This is a genomic window from Agrobacterium sp. ST15.16.055 (assembly GCF_027956555.1).
GTDB classification, from domain to species: Bacteria; Pseudomonadota; Alphaproteobacteria; order Rhizobiales; family Rhizobiaceae; genus Agrobacterium; species Agrobacterium salinitolerans.
In genome coordinates, this window is sequence record NZ_JAQKGN010000004.1 from 247,040 (window position 1) to 265,274 (window position 18,235).

Annotated in this window: 17 protein-coding genes; 14 read left to right on the plus strand and 3 right to left on the minus strand. The window is 60.4% G+C overall.

Going from position 1 to position 18,235, the window contains the following annotated elements:
• The first annotated feature begins 30 nt into the window (after positions 1-30).
• Both PL599_RS09265 and aroQ read left to right on the plus strand, forming a co-directional pair.
• On the plus strand, positions 31-900 hold the full coding sequence (locus tag PL599_RS09265) for a shikimate dehydrogenase (protein ID WP_271359035.1): 870 nt from the start codon (positions 31-33) through the stop codon (positions 898-900).
• Positions 897-1,340 (plus strand): type II 3-dehydroquinate dehydratase, encoded by a 444-nt coding sequence (gene aroQ / locus PL599_RS09270; protein WP_142913111.1) that lies wholly within the window; start codon positions 897-899, stop codon positions 1,338-1,340. Before PL599_RS09265 ends, aroQ begins: the two co-directional genes overlap by 4 nt.
• On the opposite strand, the gene PL599_RS09275 is transcribed toward aroQ, so the two are convergent.
• On the minus strand, positions 1,315-2,007 hold the full coding sequence (locus tag PL599_RS09275; protein ID WP_271359036.1) for a TetR/AcrR family transcriptional regulator: 693 nt from the start codon (positions 2,005-2,007) through the stop codon (positions 1,315-1,317). The genes aroQ and PL599_RS09275 overlap by 26 nt on opposite strands.
• A 119-nt stretch (positions 2,008-2,126) precedes the next feature.
• Here PL599_RS09275 and PL599_RS09280 point away from each other — a divergent pair, with 119 nt between their 5' ends.
• Entirely contained in the window at positions 2,127-4,028 is a 1,902-nt protein-coding gene (locus tag PL599_RS09280; RefSeq protein WP_271359047.1) for a bifunctional sugar phosphate isomerase/epimerase/4-hydroxyphenylpyruvate dioxygenase family protein, read from the plus strand.
• A gap of 77 nt (positions 4,029-4,105) precedes the next feature.
• Here the strand turns inward: PL599_RS09280 and PL599_RS09285 are convergent, their stop codons facing one another.
• Positions 4,106-4,399 carry a putative quinol monooxygenase gene (locus tag PL599_RS09285; RefSeq protein ID WP_271359037.1) on the minus strand — a complete coding sequence of 98 codons (294 nt, stop codon included), beginning with the start codon at positions 4,397-4,399 and terminating at the stop codon, positions 4,106-4,108.
• A gap of 490 nt (positions 4,400-4,889) precedes the next feature.
• Between PL599_RS09285 and PL599_RS09290 the strand changes: the two genes are divergently transcribed.
• The 6 genes from PL599_RS09290 (at position 4,890) to PL599_RS09315 (ending at position 12,828) form a co-directional block, all read left to right on the plus strand.
• Complete coding sequence (locus PL599_RS09290) at positions 4,890-6,710, plus strand: ABC transporter ATP-binding protein (protein ID WP_271359038.1); 1,821 nt, start codon at positions 4,890-4,892, stop codon at positions 6,708-6,710.
• A 41-nt stretch (positions 6,711-6,751) separates the two neighbouring features.
• A complete protein-coding gene (locus tag PL599_RS09295; RefSeq protein ID WP_271359039.1) occupies positions 6,752-8,287 on the plus strand; it encodes an ABC transporter substrate-binding protein in 1,536 nt (511 codons plus the stop codon).
• 78 nt (positions 8,288-8,365) lie between these two features.
• The gene (locus PL599_RS09300; RefSeq protein WP_003519820.1) at positions 8,366-9,289 is read left to right on the plus strand and encodes an ABC transporter permease; all 924 of its coding nucleotides are present in this window, start codon (positions 8,366-8,368) and stop codon (positions 9,287-9,289) included.
• A gap of 6 nt (positions 9,290-9,295) precedes the next feature.
• Complete coding sequence (locus PL599_RS09305) at positions 9,296-10,144, plus strand: ABC transporter permease (RefSeq protein WP_077984038.1); 849 nt, start codon at positions 9,296-9,298, stop codon at positions 10,142-10,144.
• A 5-nt stretch (positions 10,145-10,149) separates the two neighbouring features.
• The gene (locus PL599_RS09310) at positions 10,150-11,883 is read left to right on the plus strand and encodes a M14 family metallopeptidase (protein WP_269834363.1); all 1,734 of its coding nucleotides are present in this window, start codon (positions 10,150-10,152) and stop codon (positions 11,881-11,883) included.
• A gap of 120 nt (positions 11,884-12,003) precedes the next feature.
• Entirely contained in the window at positions 12,004-12,828 is an 825-nt protein-coding gene (locus tag PL599_RS09315) for an AraC family transcriptional regulator (protein WP_269826616.1), read from the plus strand.
• An 84-nt stretch (positions 12,829-12,912) separates the two neighbouring features.
• Here PL599_RS09315 and PL599_RS09320 read toward each other — a convergent pair whose 3' ends face one another.
• Positions 12,913-13,287 carry a hypothetical protein gene (locus PL599_RS09320; protein WP_077984041.1) on the minus strand — a complete coding sequence of 125 codons (375 nt, stop codon included), beginning with the start codon at positions 13,285-13,287 and terminating at the stop codon, positions 12,913-12,915.
• A gap of 343 nt (positions 13,288-13,630) precedes the next feature.
• Here PL599_RS09320 and PL599_RS09325 point away from each other — a divergent pair, with 343 nt between their 5' ends.
• The 5 genes from PL599_RS09325 to PL599_RS09345 all read left to right on the plus strand — a co-directional run bounded on the left by PL599_RS09325 (position 13,631) and on the right by PL599_RS09345 (position 18,223).
• Complete coding sequence (locus PL599_RS09325) at positions 13,631-14,803, plus strand: ABC transporter substrate-binding protein (RefSeq protein ID WP_142913123.1); 1,173 nt, start codon at positions 13,631-13,633, stop codon at positions 14,801-14,803.
• Positions 14,804-14,892: 89 nt separating this feature from the next.
• A complete protein-coding gene (locus PL599_RS09330) occupies positions 14,893-15,756 on the plus strand; it encodes a branched-chain amino acid ABC transporter permease (RefSeq protein ID WP_077984042.1) in 864 nt (287 codons plus the stop codon).
• 1 nt (position 15,757) lies between these two features.
• Positions 15,758-16,765, plus strand: a complete 1,008-nt coding sequence (locus PL599_RS09335; RefSeq protein WP_142913125.1) for a branched-chain amino acid ABC transporter permease — start codon at positions 15,758-15,760, stop codon at positions 16,763-16,765.
• Positions 16,762-17,526: an ABC transporter ATP-binding protein gene (locus PL599_RS09340; RefSeq protein ID WP_077984044.1), complete on the plus strand. Its 765-nt coding sequence runs from the start codon at positions 16,762-16,764 to the stop codon at positions 17,524-17,526. Before PL599_RS09335 ends, PL599_RS09340 begins: the two co-directional genes overlap by 4 nt.
• Positions 17,507-18,223, plus strand: coding sequence for an ABC transporter ATP-binding protein (locus tag PL599_RS09345; RefSeq protein ID WP_077984045.1), 717 nt, complete (start codon positions 17,507-17,509; stop codon positions 18,221-18,223). The genes PL599_RS09340 and PL599_RS09345 overlap by 20 nt, the downstream gene beginning before the upstream one ends.
• The last annotated feature ends 12 nt before the right edge of the window (positions 18,224-18,235 follow it).

The following is an 18,235-nucleotide window of genomic DNA, read 5'->3' on the forward strand; positions in this document are numbered from 1 at the left end:
CCCACACCGTCCGATGAGCGACACCCGATCATGACAGAACAAACATCCTTCAAGGTCGGCCTGATAGGCGCCGACATACAGCTTTCCAAATCGCCCGCGCTGCACATGCGCGAAGGGGCGGCTCACGGCCTCGATTATTCCTACGAGCTGGTGGACGTTACCGCCCGCAAGCTGCCACCGGGCGCCCTTCCCGACCTGCTGGACGAGCTGGAAGCGCGCGGTTTTTCCGGCACCAACATCACCCATCCCTTCAAGCAGTCCGTTATTCCGCATCTGCACGAACTGTCTGACGATGCCCGCATGCTGGGCGCGGTCAATACGGTCGTCTTCCGGGACGGACGCCGCATCGGCCACAACACCGACTGGTACGGCTTTTACGAAAGCTTCGTGCGCGGCCTGCCGGATTCGCGGCGTGACCGGGCGCTTCTGGTCGGCGCGGGTGGCGCGGGCGTTGCGGTGGCCCATGCCGCATTGAAGCTCGACTTCGCCCGTCTCGACATTTTCGACCGGGATTTCCCCAGGGCGGAGCAACTGGCCCGCGAACTCAATGCCCGCTTCGGCGAAGGCCGCGCGCTTGCCGTCAAAGACCCCGCCGCCTCCCTGCCCTTTGCCGATGGCCTGATCCATGCAACGCCGATGGGCATGCCGGCCCATCGCGGCATGCCGGTTCCGGCCGATCTCATCGAACGGCGGCACTGGGTGGCCGATATCGTCTACATGCCGCTTGTCACAGAATTGCTGGCGACGGCAGCGAAAAAGGGCTGTCGAACCCTGCCCGGCGGCGGCATGACGGTGTTTCAGGCCGTCGGCGCATTCCGCCTCTTCTGCGGCCGCGAGCCGGATGCCGGGCGCATGACGGCGCATTTTACCGAGCTTTGCATGGCGGAGGGCGTCGCATGAGCCTTTTCACGGTTCTGAACGGTCCCAACCTCAACCTGCTCGGCCAGCGCCAGCCGGAAATCTATGGTTATGAAACGCTCGCCGATATCGAAGCCAATTGCCGTGCTATCGCTGATGCCGCTGGCCACGAGCTGTTTTTTGCCCAGAGCAACCGGGAATATGAGCTGATCGACTGGATTCACGAAGCCCGCGGCAAGTCTTCGGGAATTGTCATCAATCCCGGCGCCTTTACCCACACCTCGGTGGCAATCCTCGATGCGCTCAATGCCTTCGAGGCGCCTGTGATCGAGGTTCACATTTCCAACATCCACAAACGCGAGGTTTTCCGGCACCATTCTTACGTCTCGACCCGCGCCGAAGGCGTGATCGCCGGTCTCGGCATCGAAGGTTATGAAGTGGCGCTGCGCCACCTCATCAACCGTCTTTCGCGCCCGTCGTGATATGGGCGGGCGTCAGCACATAACGCAGCACCATGTCGCTGACATGCCGCGACAATGTCTCCTGGCCCTTGTCCGTATAAAGGCTGTCGCCGAAGATGAACGAGAAGGTTGCAACATTCGAGACATTGAAAAAGGACAGCGCGCTGATCTGCCAGTGCAGTTCCAGTGCATCGATGCCCTCGCGAAAGACGCCGCTTTTCTGGCCGCGCAGCAGCACGCTTTCGAGCGCGTCGATCGCCGGGCGGTTCAGCTGACGGATCGTTTCGGACGACTGCATATGCCGGCCATGGTGGATGTTCTCAATCATCACCATGCGGATGAAAGCCGGATTGCGCCTGTGGTGATCGAAGGTGAACCGACAGAGCTTGTCGAGCGCCGCCGCCGGCTCCAGATCGTCCAGCTCCAGATCGCTTTCGCCGCCGCGCACCTTGGCATAGGCCTCTTCAAGCACACGCTGATAAAGGCTCTGCTTGTCGGTGAAATAATAATAAATCATGCGCTTGGAGGTTCGCGTGCGCGCCGCGATCTCATCGATACGCGCGCCGGAAAGTCCGTTTTGCGAAAACTCCTCCATCGCGACCGAAAGAATGTCGCGGCGCACCCCTTCCGGGTCGCGTTTCGCCTGCCGGGTATCGCGGGCGCCGCTCAAGGTCGTGCTTTTGCTCATGCTTCATTCCCTGGACGGGGCTGCCATCCGGCGGCGGCCCCTTTATTAACCAATCAGTACATAATGCTGAAAAGGAAGGCAATATGGCGAGCTATGACACAATAAGACACGGCATGCCAATGCGCACATCCATTGCAACCGTATCGATCAGCGGCGAATTCCCCGAAAAGCTGGCGGCCATCGCCAAGGCGGGCTTTTCCGGCGTTGAGATTTTCGAAAACGATTTCCTGACTTACGACGCCTCGCCGCGCGAGGTGAAGGCCTTGGCCGCCGATCACGGGCTGGATATCACCCTTTTCCAGCCGTTCCGCGATTTCGAGGGCATGCCGGAACCGCACCGCGCCCGGGCCCTCGAGAGGGCTGAGCGCAAATTCGACATCATGGGCGAACTCGGCACCGATCTGATGCTGATCTGCTCGAATGTCTCGCCGGTCTCGCTCGGCGGCATCGACCGCGCCGCCGCCGATTTCCATCAGCTCGGTGAATTGGCAGCAAAACATGGCGTGCGCGTCGGTTACGAGGCCCTGGCCTGGGGCCGCCATATCAGCGATCACCGCGATGCCTGGGAGGTGGTGCGCCGCGCCGATCACGCCAATGTCGGCATCATTCTCGATAGTTTCCACACGCTGTCGCGCAAGATCGACCCCAATTCGATCCGCTCCATTCCCGGCGACAAGATTTTCATCGTGCAGCTTGCCGATGCGCCGCTGATCGACATGGACCTGCTCTACTGGAGCCGCCACTTCCGCAACATGCCGGGCGAAGGCGATCTGCCGGTGGTGGATTTCATGCGCGCCGTCGCCGCAACCGGTTACAGCGGCCCGCTGTCGCTCGAAATCTTCAACGACCAGTTCCGCGGCGGCTCGGCCCGGCTGCTTGCCGAAGACGGCCACCGCTCGCTCATCAATCTCATGGACCAGGTCCGGCGTCTCGAACCCGACATCCGCATCGATGTGCCATCAATGCCGGAACGAGTGGAGACGGACGGCGTGGAATTCGTCGAATTCACCACGGCACCGGAAGAAAAACCCAATCTGGAAGCCCTTCTCGCCACGCTCGGCTTTGAAAACACCGCCCGGCACCGCAATCGCGATGTCGATCTTTATACGCAGGGCGATATTCGCATTGTCATCAATACCAGCGATGGCGGCGACAGTTTCGCGGGCGCGTCCTATTCCATCCACGGCACCAATGCCTATGCCTTCGGGCTGAAGGTGGATGATGCCGCAGCAGCCCTTGCCCGGGCAGAAGCGCTCGGCGCGCCCACCTTCGCCGAGCCGCGCAAGTCAGGCGAAGTCGCCGTTCCCGCCATTCAGGGCGTGGGCAACGGCGTCATCTATTTCCTCGACGGCTCACCAGAGCTTTCCTCCATCTGGGACAAGGAATTTGCGCCCACCGACAACCAAGAACAGGCGGGCGACGCAGGACTGAAGCGGATCGATCACCTTGCGCAAACAACGCATTACGATGAAATGCTGACCTGGCTTCTGTTTTATACCTCGCTGTTTTCCACCCGGCGCACGCCGATGGTCGATGTGGTGGATCCCGGCGGGCTGGTGCGCAGCCAGGCGATCGAAAGCGTGCCCTCGCCGCATTTCCGCCTGACCATGAACGGTGCCGACAATCGCAAGACCTTCGCCGGCAAATTTCTGGCCGAGGGCTTCGGCACCAGCATCCAGCACATCGCATTTGCCACCGACGACATCTTCGCCACAGCAAAAGCACTGCAGGCGCGCGGGTTCCACGCCCTGCCGATCTCGCGCAATTATTACGACGATCTGGAAGCCCGCTTCGGGCTGGAACCGGAATTTTCCGATGCGCTCAGGGCGGCAAGCATTCTTTATGACCGCGACGACAATGGCGAATATTTCCAGATATACAGCCGCACCTTCGGGGAAGGTTTCTTCTTCGAAATCATCGAAAGGCGCGGAGCCTATGGCGGTTATGGCGCGATGAACGCCCCCTTCCGCATCGCCGCGCAAAGACGGCTTGCGCCGCCGGTCGGCATGCCGAAGGAATAAATCCCGGCACCGAAATACGATCGGGGAAATCCGGACAAGCCGCGGACAGCAGGAATGCCGCTGCGGCCTGTTTTCATTCATGCCAATGTCGTTATCTCATAGTCGCGCGGAATGGCGGAGGTCGCCCTGAACCACTCGGACGCCCGCGTCCGCTCCTGATGAAAATCGAAGGCAGCACGGTCGAAAAAAAGCTCCTCCACCTGCCAGATCAGGGGATCGTCCGTCTCGGACACTTCGAAGGAAAGACAGCCGGGTTCCTCTCTGGTCAGGCGAAGATGTTCGGGAAGGCGGCGCCGGACCAGTTCGACATCGTCCTTCGACAAGCACCGTAAAAATCCGCTCAGCCTGACTGCGCCCGCCTGGTCGTTCATGGCCGGGACTCCATTCCTCATCATTCGTCTCAAAGGTTCTATCGACGATCATTTCGAAATACGCGCATCATTGCGAAGCATTCTTCCAGAACCCGCGCTCAAAATCGGTGCAGCTGCGTATTTGTAGAGCAGTACATAAAAATTGTTCAACACTCTGGACATGATTGTTCGGTTTTGTTAGCTTTTTCGGCAAAACAAGGGTGGGGAATTAGAGTTACATGCGCATCGTCGAATCTGCGTCCTACGCAAATCGTCCGGCCAGCGCCGCTGAGGTTGCCTGCGGCGCTTTGGGGGCATCGAATGTGCCGTTTCAGCGGGCGGCGGCCAACCGGCATTTTGCCGGCAAAGCGGCCTGAAACATGCGACTTTTCGTTGCCTTCTCTGCCTTCAGTGCGGTGTCGCCCAGCAGGCGTGCCCGAGACATTTCCCCTTGCTCATTTTCATATGGCCACGCCAGCCTTGCCGCGTGCGCCACGCCGGAGACGCTGACATGACTGCCGCACACGCAAACGCCCTCCTCTCGGTCGAAGGCCTGAGCGTCGAATTTGGCAACAGCCGCGTCGTGGACGATATCTCCTTCCGCGTCGAGCCCGGCCGCACGGTCGCGGTCGTCGGCGAATCCGGATCAGGAAAATCGGTCACCTCGCTTTCCACCATGCGACTTGCGGACATGATGGGCGCGACCTACCCCACCGGCAAAATCCTGTTTGAAGGCAAGGACTTGCTGAAGGCGTCGCAGAAAGAAATGCGCTCGATCCGCGGCAAGGAGATCGCCATGATCTTCCAGGAGCCGATGACCTCGCTCAACCCTGTCTTCACCATCGGCGACCAGATATGCGAAGTGCTTGTGCTGCATGAGAAAATGGGCAAACAGGCGGCGATGGCGCGGGCGCAGGAGCTTCTCGAAATGGTGCGCCTGCCCGATGCGGCAGAACTTCTGAAACGGTATCCACACCAGCTTTCCGGCGGCATGCGCCAGCGCGTGATGATCGCCATGGCGCTCGCCTGCCGGCCGAAGCTTTTGATCGCCGACGAGCCGACGACAGCGCTTGACGTCACCATTCAGGCGCAGATCCTCAACATCATGCGCGACCTGCAAAAGAAGCTCGGCATGGGCATGGTCTTCATCACCCACGATATGGGCGTGGTGGCGGAAATGGCCGATGACGTGGTCGTCATGTGGAAGGGCAAGAAGGTGGAGGAAGGTCCGGTCAAGGATATATTCGCCAATCCGCAGCACCCTTACACGCGCGCCCTGCTCTCCGCCGTTCCGCGTCTCGGCAGCATGGAAGGCGAAGAGTTTCCCAAGCGCCTGCCGCTCACGGTGTTGCAAGATGGCCAGCCGGTCGTGGTTGGTGAAGAGCGCGTGCAAAACACTGCGAAATATGACGCGAAGCCGCTGCTGTCGGTGAAGGACCTGTTCGTGCGTTTCGATATCCGCAAGAACCTGTTCGGCAAGGCGACCCATCGCCTCAGCGCAGTGCAGAAGGTCAGCTTCGATATTCACGCCGGCGAAACGCTGGCACTGGTGGGCGAATCCGGTTCCGGCAAATCCACCATCGGCCGCACCATCCAGCAGCTGCAGACGGCGCTATCGGGCGAAATTGCCTTCAATGGCCGCAGCTATTCTGAAATGTCGGCGGCGGAGCGCTTTCGCATGCGCCAGGAAGTGCAATATATCTTCCAGGACCCCTTCGCCTCGCTCGATCCGCGCAAGACGGTCGGTTTTTCGATTGCCGAGCCGATCAACACCCATGGCTTGATCAACGATCAGAAGGCCGTAAAGCGGCGGGTGGATGAATTGCTGGAGCGTGTGGGCCTCTCCTCCGAACATGCCGCGCGTTATCCGCACGAGTTTTCCGGCGGCCAGCGCCAGCGCGTCTGCATTGCCCGCGCACTGGCTTCCGATCCCAAGCTCATCATTGCAGACGAAGCGCTGTCGGCGCTCGACGTCTCCATTCAGGCGCAGATCATCAATCTGTTCATGGATTTGCAGGCCGAGCGTGGTCTCGCCTATCTCTTCATCAGCCATGACATGGCTGTCGTGGAAAAGATGAGCCACCGCGTCGCGGTGCTTTATCTCGGCCAGATCATGGAAATGGGCAGCCGCCGTCAGGTGTTCGAAACGCCGACGCATGATTATACGCGCCGCCTGCTTTCGGCCGTGCCAGTCGCCGATCCGACCATCGAGCGCCGCATCGCCATGATCGAGGGCGAAATCCCCAATCCCGTGCGCCGTGTCGGTGATGAGCCGGCCATTCTCGCCCATGAGGAAATCAATCCGGGCCACTTCATCGCGAAGAGCGCCTGAATAACAACCAGAACCGCAACCATCTGAAGAGGAACAGGTAGATGACAATAATCAAGAAGGGGATGACGACAACGTTCGTCGCGCTTGCCATGGCCGCATCGGCCTTGACCGCCGCACCGGCTCTTGCCGCCGGCAAGATGACCATTTCCAGCCCGCAGGACCCGGGCAGCTGGGATCCGATCGACACTTTCCTCGTGCAATGGGCTGCCGTCGCCACCAACATCTTCGACGGCCTGACCTATCGCGGCCCGGACCTGAAACTCGTGCCCGGCCTTGCCGAATCCTGGGAAGAGCTGGATGAGGGCAAGCGCATCCGCTTCAAGCTGCGCCAGAACGTCAAGTTCCACAATGGCGAGCCCTTCAACGCCGCCGCGGTCAAGTTCACCTTCGAGCGCCTTCTCGGCGAACAGGGTGCCAAGGGCCCCCAGCGCTCCAACTATGTCGCCATCGAAAGCGTCGATGTCATCGATGACTACACGGTGGACATGAAGCTGAAGGCGCCGGATCCGGTGCTGCTGACCAAGCTTGCCGGTTATGGCGGCATGATCGTTCCGCCGAAGTACATTCAGGAAAAGGGCGAGGACAACTTCAACCTCAACCCGGTTGGCACCGGCGCGTTCAAATTCGTTTCCTACGCACCGAAGACCAACATCAAGCTGGAGGCCAACGCCGACTATTGGGGCGGTGCGCCAAAACTTTCCGAACTGGAATATCGCTTCATTTCCGAGCCGGCGACCGCCGTGGCCGAGTTGCAGGCCGGCCGCGTCGATCTCGTCATTCCGCCCACCATTCCGATCGGGATGATCCCGGTCATCGAAGGCGATTCCAAGCTGGAGATTGTCAGCGTGCCCGGCCCGACGGTCGATGCGCTGCGTTTCAACACCCGTGATGGCATCACCGCCGATCCGAAGGTGCGCAAGGCCATCATCATGGCCGTCGACCGTGGCACCATCGTCAAGTCGATCCTCGCCGGTCAGGCCTCCGAGATTGCAAGCTTCCAGAGCGCGCTGTCCTTCGGTTACGATCCGGAGCTGAAGCCGCTGCCCTACGATCCGGAAGGTGCAAAGAAGCTTCTTGCGGAAGCCGGCGTCAAGCCCGGTGCGGCGCTCCAGATCGATATCCGTGGCAATGACGCGACGATGAACGAGGTGGCGCAGGTCATTTCCAGCTATCTGTCCATGGTCGGCATCACCGCCACCATCAAGCCCTATGAGACCAACGTTCTCCTGAACGACATCATCCCGCAGGGCAAGACCGGCGCGATGTTCCAGCAAAAATGGGGCGGCTGGACCTTCGATTACGACAACACGGCCTATTCCATGTATCACTCCGGTGAAAAGTGGAACCCTTACGACAAGGACGAGAAGCTGGACAAAATGCTGGAATCCCAGCGGCCGCTGACCGACCGTGCCGAGCGCGAAAAGATTCTCAAGGAAATCGGCAGCTATACCGCCGAACGCGCGCTGGAAATCCCGCTTTACAACACCAATGCCATTTACGGCATCAACAAGCGGGTCAAGGGTTTTGTGGCACCGCCGGATAACCGCCTGAAGCTGACCGACGTCACCGTCGAATAATCAGGCTGGTTTTTCTGATCAACACACCTTGCCCGCCGCAATGCGGGCAAGGTCGGGTCTCTCTTCAAGGTAAAAAACGTGGCCGGTTTCCTCATCAAGCGATTGCTGCAGGCGATTTTTGTCGTCATCGCCATCACCCTTCTCGTTTCCTTCGCCATCCGCCTCACCGGTGACCCCGCCGTCACCATGTTCCAGGGCGGTGGCAGCATGACGGAAGACGATCTGGCGCGCATCCGCGCAGCGCTCGGCACCGACCGGCCATTCTTCGTGCAATATTTCAGCTTCCTGAAGGGTCTCGTGACGCTCGATTTCGGCCGCAGCTTCACCGGCAGCACGCCCGTCTCGCGCCTGATCGCGGATGCCCTACCCGCAACGCTTCTCCTCGCCTTCATCTCCATGGCGGTCTCGATTGCGCTGTCGATCCCGCTCGGCATCAAGGCCGCAACCTCGCGCGGCAAGACGGCCGATCAGGTGATCCGCATCTTCTCGCTCGTCGGCCTGTCCTTCCCGAATTTCTGGCTGGCCACCATGCTGGTGCTCTTGTTCTCCATCACGCTCGGCTGGCTGCCGCCAAGCGGTATGGGCGGTTTTGCCAGCTACATCATGCCCGCCGTCACCATGGGCGTCATCCTGACGGCTACCAATGTGCGGCTGGTGCGCACGGCCATGCTGGATACGCTGCGCTCGCAATATGTCATGGTGGCGCGCGCAAAGGGGCTGAGCGAAAATAAGGTTCTCTACAAGCACGCGCTGCGCAATTGCGCCATTCCGCTCATCACCTATTTTGGCCTGCAATTCGGCGGGCTGCTCGGCGGCATCGTCGTCATTGAGCGCGTCTTCAACTGGCCGGGCCTCGGCACGCTGGCCTTCGACGCCGTCGGCGCGCGTGATTATCCCGTGCTTCAGGCCGTCATCACCGTGCTGTCGCTGATGATCGTCGGCATTAACCTTCTGGTCGATATCGCCTATGGCCTTGTCGATCCGCGCATCCGCACGGAGTAAGTGACGATGGCTGCCAAAACCTCGCGTCTTTCGCGCTTCACCAATCTCGAATTCGTCCTCGGCGCGTCGCTGACGACAATCATCTGCCTTGCCGTCATCTTTTCCGACGTGCTGTTTCCGGGCGGGGCCGACAAGATCGACCTCATGGCGCGCCTTGCCAAGCCGTTTGCCAATGCCGCCCATCCGCTCGGCACCGATCCGCTGGGGCGTGACGTGCTCGCGCGCGTCGTCGCCGGCGGCAAGATCTCGCTGCTGGTCGGCTTCACCTCCGTCATCGGCGCTGTCATCTTCGGCGTCGCGGTCGGACTGGTGGCCGGTTATTATCGCGGCTTCTGGGACATGCTGGTCATGCGCTTTGCCGATATCCAGCTCGCCATGCCCTTCATCCTGCTCGCCATCACCTTCATCGCCATTGTCGGCGGCAGCCTCACCAACACCATCATCCTCCTGATCGTCTCGCAATGGGTGCAATATGCCCGCCTCGTGCGCGGCTCGGTGCTGACGCTTCGGGAGCGGGAATTTATCCTTTCCGCCCGCGCTATCGGCGTGAAGGACTGGCGCATCATTCTCCAGCACCTGCTGCCGAACCTGATCGGCCCTGTCATCGTGCTGATGACGCTCAATGTCGCCAACAACATCCTGCTCGAAAGCAGCCTCACCTTCCTCGGTCTCGGCGTCGATCCGACCATTCCGAGCTGGGGCGGCATGCTGGCGGATGGACGGACCTATCTGCAAACCGCATGGTGGGTCAGCGTCTTCCCGGGTCTTGCTATCCTTCTGACGGTGCTTGGCCTCAACCTTCTCGGTGACTGGCTGCGCGACAGCCTCGACCCCACCGGCAGAACCTCGAGGTAACAGCGATGAGCCAGATTTTCGACCAGACTTTCGAACGCACGCTGGATACGCTTCTTGCCAATGCCGAACCCGGCCAGTCCTTCGAGGCATGGAGCTTCGATGACGCCAAAAGCCGTCGCGAAGCCGAAAACCGGCTGAAGAAAAAAGGTGTCAGCGCCCGCATCCGCAGCGCTTACAAGCCGCTTCTCTTCACCTTTCTGGAAGAGATCAGCCTCGATGGCGTCGACACCATCGAGGTGCGTTACCCGGTGCACGCCAGCGCGCCGGCCAACCGTTTCCGGTTGGAGGCCTATCCCCTGGCGGCGCTGGTGGGCGATACGAAGATCGACTTCATCGCCCGAAAAGACGACGAGTTCCATTATGATGTTACCCTGAGCCGCAACGGCAAGACGGAAACCCTGAAGGTTCTGGCGCCGAACCGGGTTCACACCGATATCGTCGGCGAAACCAACGTCTCTCCCACCGGCTGGTTCCGGCCTGCCGGCAACGCTTCAGGTGAGCGGCTGGAGACGGATTTCGAACGGCTTTTCGAAGCGGCGATCCAAGCCGTCGCCGACCATGGCTGGGGTGACAACGAGCCCTATTTCGAAGAACTGAACATTCGCGTCACGCATCCGGCCGAAGATCTGCCGCTGGCGGTTGGCGACGAAGTCGTCAGCCTGCGCGAAGCCCTGCATGAAGATTTCTATTTCTCGCTCTTGGAGTTCTTCCAGAAAAAATCCGGCCGCCCGCTTGGCGACCGGGGACTGAAGCCCGGCCAGATCGTACCGGAAATCGTCAAAAGCGAGGGCGAAGTCTCCGTCCGCATCGAGGCTCGCAGGCTCACCACCGTCTTTCTCGATGGTCGCGAACAGGAGATCGATACAGCCAGCGAACCGGTTGCGGCAGGCCAGCTCACGAAGCTGCTTGAAGAAATCGGCGGCGAGGCATTCGAGGCGCGCTCTCGTTCCGGCCGTATTCTTGCCGCTCGGTATGTCGCCGGCAGCGATGCCGCCGTGATGATCAGCGGCGGTCAGCACCCTAACGAGACCACAGGCATTGTCGGCGCCATCCGGGCCGCCCGCAGGCTCGCCGGACGCAAGGGCGCGCATTTCACCATTTCGCCGCTGGAAAATCCGGATGGTTACGCCCTGCATCAACGGCTGAGAGCCGACAATCCGCGCCACATGCATCACGCAGCCCGTTACACGGCGCTCGGCGACGATCTCGAATATCGCACGCTGGAAAATTCAGGCAGCCATATCAACGAGAAGGAAATCCGCTTCAAGGCGCAGGACATCAGCGGTGCCAGCCTGCATGTGAACCTGCACGGTTATCCATCTCACGAATGGACCCGACCGCTTTCCGGTTATGTACCGCGCAATTTCGCCATGTGGACGCTACCGAAGGGTTTCTTCCTCATCATCCGCCACCATGCGGACTGGGAAAGGCAGGCCGAGGCCCTGCTCGACCGGGTGACCCGCCATCTTGGCGCCATTCCCGGCCTGCTCGACTACAACAACCGACAAATCGCACTTTATGAAATCCACGCCGGTGAAACCGGTTTTCGCATCATCAACGGCTTCCCGTGCCTGTCGTCCGTCGATGACCGCCACACCGTACCGATGACGCTGATCACCGAATATCCCGATGAAACCATCTATGGCAATGATTTCATCACCGGCCATACCGCGCAAATGGAAACGGTTCTCTCGGCCTATGACGCCTGGCAGGAAATCCTGTCACCACAGGTCGCCTGATAGAGCCAGTCGGAGGCGGCGGGAGCAAAAGCGGCGGGAAAAGGCGATAACAAGTCAAACCCGATCAAGCAGGAAGCGGAGCGGTTTTGCATGGTAAGGGCGTGAACCACAGGAGACCCCATGCCCGCTCTCGACAAGCTCATCTGGCAGATCGAAACCGATCTGCACAAGGACCTTACATTGACGGTCCTGTCCGATCGCTGCGCAATCAGTACACATCACATGTGCCGGTTGTTCCAGCTTTCCACCGGCCTGTCGATCATGTCCTACGTCCGGGCACGCCGCCTTTCCAAGGCGGCGGAAACCATCGCGCTGTGCGATGGCGACATCCTCACCGCAGCACTTGATGCGGGATACGGGTCCCATGAGGCGTTCACGCGAGCCTTTGCGAATTATTTCAATGCATTACCGAGCACTGTTCGCAAGGCCCGATCAACCTCGTCCCTTGATCTCATGGAGCCATTAAAAATGAAAACCGACATGTTCGTCGAAGTCCAGCCGCCGGAAATACGCCGTGCCGACGCCTTTATGGTTGTGGGTCTCAGTACCCCGTGCTCACTGGAGAATAACAGCACCATTCCCGCCCTCTGGCAGCGCTTCAATCTGCGCGAAAGCGAGGTCGAGGAGGTGGTATCCGGGGCCGCCTACGGAGTGTGCAGTGCCGCCGATGAAGCCGGCAACTGCACCTATCTCGCCGGCGTCCAGGCGCTGAAAACAACACCGGGCATGGATCATATCGAGTTGCCCGCACAATCCTACGCGGTCTTCACCCATAACGGACACATCTCGGATCTTCCACGAACGGTCTACACGATCTGGAACAAGGCGCTGCCCGATGCCGGACTGAAAACCGCCGACTCTCCCGATTTCGAACGTTATGACCGGCGCTTCAATCCTGAGACCGGGCGGGGAAGCGTGGAAATCTGGATACCCGTCATCGCCTGAAACAATGGCCTGTAAAGACCATATGCTCCAGCCAGCGTTGGGGCATATGGCGCATGGGCCGCCGCCCAACCGGAGACGGTCCGCCTATTTTGCCGACGCGGCGGTGGCGAGCTTCTGGTCCCGCTGCTTCTGCAGCAGCTTCTTGCCCTTGCTGAGAATATGCAAGTTGGCGGCATCCAGCTTGTTATAGGCAGCCTGGATGATATCGAGATCGGAGACATGCCCGACCGCTGCGAGCTTGTACATGACGTCTCCGACGGCGACGTCGATGGTCGGCGCAGGCGTGGTGGCGACGTCCCGCGCGGCGGCCTGAACACCCTCCGCCGTTCCGCCCATGCCGAGATAGAGCGTGAGCGCCTTGCGAAGAAACGCCTCGCGGCGTTCGATCTTGTTGTTGAGTATACTTTCGCCGACGCGATTACGCATCAGCTCAACGGCTCTGTTTTGATATTCGCTCATCAGACACCAAATAAAGTTCAGAAATATTCTTCGCGAGGCTACGAACAATCCCCTTAAAACTGGTTAAGGCGTGGCGTTCGCCTTCGCGTGAACACCATTGCGCACCGAGTTTACCCGAAGCTGTTTTCCCGCGTCTGAAACGACCGGCGACGGAACCGGTTTGAAAATCTTTCAGGCGGCGTTATTGTCCTTTCCGGTTTGGGGCGGGGCGCAACAAAGCCGTTATTGATAACCGTCAGGTTATTTATACCCCCCCTTATTTCATTTTACTTTGGCCGCCGCACTCATCAATCTGACAGCCTGGATCGGTGGACGGGAGCCACGGATCAATTGGGAGGAAGTCATGAAAATGCGGATCACCGCCGCCATCGCGGCCATTTGTTTTAGTTCCGTTGCCTATGCCGATACGATCAAGGTGGGTGTAGTCGGTCCGTTCTCCGGCCCCTTCGCGTTGCAGGGCAAGAACTTCAAGGCCGGCATCGACGCCTGGTTCGCCCTTCACGGCAACAAGGTCGGCGACGATACGGTTGAAATCGTCTATCGCGATGTTCCGCAGGCCGATCCGGCGCAGTCCAAGGCGCTGGCGCAGGAGCTGGTGGTCAAGGAAGGCGTGCAATATCTCGCCGGCTTTTATTTCACCCCCGACGCCATGGCGGTTACGCCGCTTCTGAAGCAGGGCAATGTGCCGATGGTCATCATGAATGCCGCCACTTCGGCCATCGTGACCAAGAGCCCCTATGTGGTGCGCACCTCGTTCACCACCTGGCAGACCTCCACCCCCATCGCCAAGGTGGCCTTTGACGGCGGCGTGAAGAAGGTCATTTCGCTGGTCAGCGATTACGGCCCGGGCGTCGACGCCGAAAACGCCTTCAAGGCAGCCTTCACCGCCGCCGGCGGCGAAGTGGTGGAAACCATCCGCATGCCGCTTTCCACCAATGATTTCAGCCCGATCATGCAGCGCGTGAAGGATTCCGGCGCTCAAGGCGTCTTCGCCTTCCTGCCGTCCGGCCCGACCACGCTCGGCTTCGTCAAGGCCTTCAACGATAACGGCCTGAAATCTTCAGGCGTCAAACTTTTCGCACCGGGTGATCTGACACAGGAATCCGATCTGCCGGCGCTCGGCGAGGCAGCACTCGGCATGCAGACGACCTTCCATTACGCTGTCTCACATGATTCCGCTGAGAACAAGACCTTCGTGGAAGCCGCCACCAAGGCGATCGGCAATCCGAAGGAACTGTCCTTCCCCTCCGTTGGCGCCTTTGACGGCATGTACGTCATCAGCAAGATGATCGAGGCCACCGGCGGCAAGCAGGATGCGGAAAAGGCGGTGGACGCGGTAAAGGGTCTTTCCTGGACAAGCCCGCGTGGCCCGGTCAGCATCGATCCGGAAAGCCGCCACATCACGCAGAACATCTATCTGCGCGAAGTGGCCAAGGGCGATGACGGCAATTATTACAACAAGGAAGTCCAGACCTTCGAAAAACAGGGTGATCCGGGCCTCGCCGCCGCGAAGTAAAGAACAGTTTTGACGACGTTGTCGGGTCGCCAATAGCGGCCCGTCTCCGGCCCGGATGGGCATTGCAGCACCGGGAGGAGCTTTTCAGCATGCAGACGGTCTTCAGCATCCTTGTCGATGCGCTTGCCTATGGCATGGTCCTGTTCATCATCTCCATCGGCCTTTCGGTCACGATGGGGCTGATGCGGGTGGTCAATCTGGCGCATGGCGCTTTCGCCATGATCGGCGGTTACCTCGCCTCCTATGCCGCCCACGGCCTCGGTCTCGGTTACGCCGTGGCGATCCTCGTCGCCATCGTCGGCACCATCGTCATCGCCATTCCGCTCGAACGTTTCCTCTATCGCCGCATCTATGGCGCGCCGGAGCTGACGCAGGTGCTAATGACCATCGGCATCACGTTTTGCATCATCGGCATCGCCAATTTCGTCTTTGGCCCAACGCTGAAGACCATTCCCTTGCCGCAGCAACTAGCCGGCCCCACCGATCTCGGCTTCCGCACCATCGCCACGCACCGCATCTTCGCCATTGCCTGTGGGCTGGCCGTGGCCGGCGCATTGTGGTTCACCTTCGAAAAGACGGCCTTCGGCATCAAGCTGCGCGCAGCCGTCGATAATGCCGCCATGGCAGCCGCACTCGGCGTGCGCACCGAAATCATCTACGCCGTCAGCTTTGCCATCGCCGTCGGCCTTGCCGCCATGGGCGGCGTCATCGGCGCGGAACTTTTGCCGGTCGAACCCTATTATGCGCTGCGCTACATGGTGACCTTCCTGGTGGTGGTCTCGGTTGGTGGCGCAGGCTCCATTCCCGGCGCGCTGATCGCCTGTCTTCTGCTCGGCGCGATCGACACGACCGGGCGGTATCTTGCTCCTGAATATGGCGAATTCTTCTTTTACCTGGCGGTCATCGTGATCATCACGCTGTTCCCGCGCGGCCTTCTTGGAAGGGCGAAATGAGATGGCGGTGCTCATGAACGACGTGACTGAAACGGCAGAGATCCCGAAGGCGCGCTCACCGCTGCGCACGCTTGCGGGACCGCTCCTCATCATTATGGCCGCGATTGCCGGTTATTATCTGTTTCCGGATAATCTGGCGCTTCTGACCCGCATCATCGCCATCGCGCTGCTGGTGCTGTCGATTGATCTTGTTACCGGTTATTGCGGCGTCGCGACACTTGGCCATGCCGCGCTCTTCGGCGCGGGCGCCTATGCCGCCGGCATTGCCGCGGCCCATTTCGAGATCACCGATCCGCTACTGATGACCTTGATCGGCGCAGGCGCGGGCGGCGTGGCCGGGTTGGTCTCCGGCACCGTTCTCTTGCGCGCCCACGGCCTGCCGCAGCTCGTTCTTTCCATCGCCGTCATTCACCTGTTCCACGAGGCCGCCAACAAAGCCTCCGGCTGGACCGGCGGCAGCGACGGGCTATCGGGCGTCTCTCCCGACGCCCTGTTCGGCACTTTCGAATTCGATCTTTTTGGCCGCACCGCCTATATCTATGGCGTCTGTCTGCTGCTCCTCGTGTTCCTCGCCCTCAAGGTGGTGGTCAATTCGCCCTTCGGCATGTTGTGCCGCGGCGTCAAGCAGGACAGCATCCGCATCCAGGCCATGGGCGGTTCGGTCAATGGCACTATTTTGAAGATGTTCGTCATATCGGGCATCGTCGCCGGCATTGGCGGCGCGCTGAACGCCATCTCCACCCAGGTCGTCGGTCTCGACAGCCTCAGCTTCACGCTTTCAGCCGAAGGGCTGGTCATGCTGGTGCTCGGTGGCGCAGGTTCGCTTTACGGGGCGCTGATCGGCACCGTCACATTCATGTGGTTCGAGGATGTGGTTTCCGCCGCCAACCCGTTCCACTGGCTCACCATTGTCGGCCTGCTGCTGATTGCCGTCGTGCTGTTTGCGCCGCGCGGGCTTTATGGCGCGGGTGAAGACATCATTGCGCGCATTCGTGGAGGTCGCAAATGAGCGCCATTTTCGAAGTCTCCGGCCTCAAGAAAAATTTCGGCGGCCTCGTCGTTACCAATAATGTGTCGATGTCGCTTTCGCCGGGAGACCGCACGGTGCTGATCGGCCCCAATGGCGCCGGCAAGACCACCTTCGTCAATCTTGTCACCGGCAATATCAAGCCCTCGGCCGGAACGGTGCGCATCGCCGGCGAGGATGTGACCGGCCTCAGCGCCAGCCAGCGGGTGAAGCGCGGCCTCGTCCGTTCGTTCCAGGTCACAAGGTTGTTTCAGGACATGACGCCGGAGGAACATGTGGCGCTTGCCATTCTCCAGCGCGAAGGCAAGACGGGCCGGATTTTCGGCCGATACCGCGCCATGCCCTCGGTCATGAGCGAAGCCCGCGACATTCTCGGCACGCTCGGCCTTCTGGCGCTTGCCGAAACTCGGGTGCGCGAAATCGCCTATGGCCAGCAGCGTCTGATCGAGATCGCGCTGGCCATGGCGCTTCGCCCGAAAATCCTGCTGCTCGACGAACCCGCCGCCGGCGTGCCTTCCACGGAAACGGCGCGCATCGAACAGGCGCTCGACCGGCTGCCGGCTGATCTCGCCATATTGATGATCGAACACGACATGGATCTGGTTTTCCGGTTTGCCAAACGTGTGGTGGTGCTCGCCGCAGGCGCCGTCATCTTCGACGGCTCGCCGGAAGACGTCACCAGCAATGCGGAAGTCCGCCAAGCCTATCTGGGAAGTTACGCCGATGCCCGCAGCGCCGCTTGAAATCACCAACCTCACCGCCGGTTACGGCCCGACAAGGGTCATCGAGGGCCTGTCGCTTTCCGTGCCGTCGGGCTCGCGATTTGCCGTGCTCGGCCGCAATGGCGTCGGCAAGACCAGCCTCTTCGCCACACTGGCCGGCCAGACGAAACGCTTCGCCGGCGATATCCGCATCGGCGGGCAGGACATCGCCGCTTTGCCGAGTGCCGCCCGCGCCAAAGCCGGCCTCGGTTACGTGCCGCAGACGCGGGATGTATTCCCGACGCTTACCGTCGAGGAGAACCTGTTTGTCGGCCTCAAGGCTCGGCCAAAATCGGCCATCGAGGAAGCCTACACGCTGTTTCCGCGTCTCAAAGAGCGCCGCCGCAATCTCGGCTCGCAGCTCTCCGGCGGCGAACAGCAGATGCTTTCCACGGCCCGCAGCATTCTTGGCCAGCCGCGCGTGCTGCTGCTCGACGAACCGCTCGAAGGTCTCGCTCCCGTCATCTGCGAGGAGCTGATGGCAGCCTTCTCCAAGCTCGCCCAATCCGGCGAAATGACCATCCTCCTCGTCGAACAGCGCATCCAGATGGCCATCGACTTCGCCGACCACGCCATCATCATGGAACGCGGCCGCATCGTCTGGGAAGGGCCATCCAGCGATCTTGCGGAAAACCCGGATATTATCGATACGCATCTCGGAGTTGGCGGGCTGCACTAATTTGAAACGCAA

Coding starts and splice junctions, on each gene's coding strand:
- PL599_RS09265 (WP_271359035.1), top strand. CDS start 31: ATGACAGAACAAACATCCTTCAAGGTCGGCCTGATAGGCGCCGACATA.
- aroQ (WP_142913111.1), top strand. CDS start 897: ATGAGCCTTTTCACGGTTCTGAACGGTCCCAACCTCAACCTGCTCGGC.
- PL599_RS09275 (WP_271359036.1), bottom strand. CDS start 2,007: ATGAGCAAAAGCACGACCTTGAGCGGCGCCCGCGATACCCGGCAGGCG.
- PL599_RS09280 (WP_271359047.1), top strand. CDS start 2,127: ATGCGCACATCCATTGCAACCGTATCGATCAGCGGCGAATTCCCCGAA.
- PL599_RS09285 (WP_271359037.1), bottom strand. CDS start 4,399: ATGAACGACCAGGCGGGCGCAGTCAGGCTGAGCGGATTTTTACGGTGC.
- PL599_RS09290 (WP_271359038.1), top strand. CDS start 4,890: ATGACTGCCGCACACGCAAACGCCCTCCTCTCGGTCGAAGGCCTGAGC.
- PL599_RS09295 (WP_271359039.1), top strand. CDS start 6,752: ATGACAATAATCAAGAAGGGGATGACGACAACGTTCGTCGCGCTTGCC.
- PL599_RS09305 (WP_077984038.1), top strand. CDS start 9,296: ATGGCTGCCAAAACCTCGCGTCTTTCGCGCTTCACCAATCTCGAATTC.
- PL599_RS09310 (WP_269834363.1), top strand. CDS start 10,150: ATGAGCCAGATTTTCGACCAGACTTTCGAACGCACGCTGGATACGCTT.
- PL599_RS09315 (WP_269826616.1), top strand. CDS start 12,004: ATGCCCGCTCTCGACAAGCTCATCTGGCAGATCGAAACCGATCTGCAC.
- PL599_RS09320 (WP_077984041.1), bottom strand. CDS start 13,287: ATGAGCGAATATCAAAACAGAGCCGTTGAGCTGATGCGTAATCGCGTC.
- PL599_RS09325 (WP_142913123.1), top strand. CDS start 13,631: ATGAAAATGCGGATCACCGCCGCCATCGCGGCCATTTGTTTTAGTTCC.
- PL599_RS09330 (WP_077984042.1), top strand. CDS start 14,893: ATGCAGACGGTCTTCAGCATCCTTGTCGATGCGCTTGCCTATGGCATG.
- PL599_RS09335 (WP_142913125.1), top strand. CDS start 15,758: ATGGCGGTGCTCATGAACGACGTGACTGAAACGGCAGAGATCCCGAAG.
- PL599_RS09340 (WP_077984044.1), top strand. CDS start 16,762: ATGAGCGCCATTTTCGAAGTCTCCGGCCTCAAGAAAAATTTCGGCGGC.
- PL599_RS09345 (WP_077984045.1), top strand. CDS start 17,507: ATGCCCGCAGCGCCGCTTGAAATCACCAACCTCACCGCCGGTTACGGC.